The sequence below is a fragment of the Tsukamurella conjunctivitidis genome (assembly GCF_007858475.1).
GTDB lineage: Bacteria > Actinomycetota > Actinomycetes > Mycobacteriales > Mycobacteriaceae > Tsukamurella > Tsukamurella conjunctivitidis.
Genome location: NZ_VIGX01000335.1, coordinates 1 through 504, shown reverse-complemented (window position 1 = coordinate 504; position 504 = coordinate 1). Strand labels below are relative to the sequence as shown.

Annotated in this window: 2 protein-coding genes; both read left to right on the top strand. The window is 35.5% G+C overall.

From position 1 onward, the window contains the following. On the top strand, window positions 1–403 hold a 403-nt coding region (locus tag FK530_RS27770), incomplete at its 5' end, for a preprotein translocase subunit SecY (RefSeq protein WP_500487642.1). Window positions 404–424: 21 nt separating this feature from the next. Continuing rightward, window positions 425–504, top strand: an 80-nt coding sequence (gene rpmJ / locus FK530_RS27765) for a 50S ribosomal protein L36 (RefSeq protein WP_146489557.1), incomplete at its 3' end; no start/stop codon positions are given.

Genomic DNA, 504 nt, shown 5'->3' with positions numbered 1-504 from the left:
ATATATGATATTATTTGCGGCTCTCATAATCTTCTTCTGTTTCTTCTATACTGCATTGCAGTTCAACTCTAAAGAGACAGCTGAAAACTTAAAGAGAAATGGTGGTTTTATACCTGGCATTCGCCCTGGAATTCATACATCGCAATATTTAGATAGAGTATTAACTCGAATTACCTTATGGGGCTCGCTCTATATTACAATTATCTGTCTATTGCCTGAATTCTTTAATGGTATAAGTCCTGTACAAATGTACTTCGGTGGAACCTCAATCCTGATTGCAGTTGTAGTCGTAATGGATTTAGTAACACAAATTCAAGCGTTGTTAATGTCTCAGCAGTATGAGTCTTTAATGAAAAAAGCAAATATTAGTTCAGCATTGAATGGTACCCCACCAAACTTTTAGTGAAATATATTGGAGTTAAGAATGAAAGTAAGAGCGTCAGTTAAGAAAATATGTCGCAAATGTAAGATTGTTAAACGCGCGGGTGTTGTACGTGTTATCTG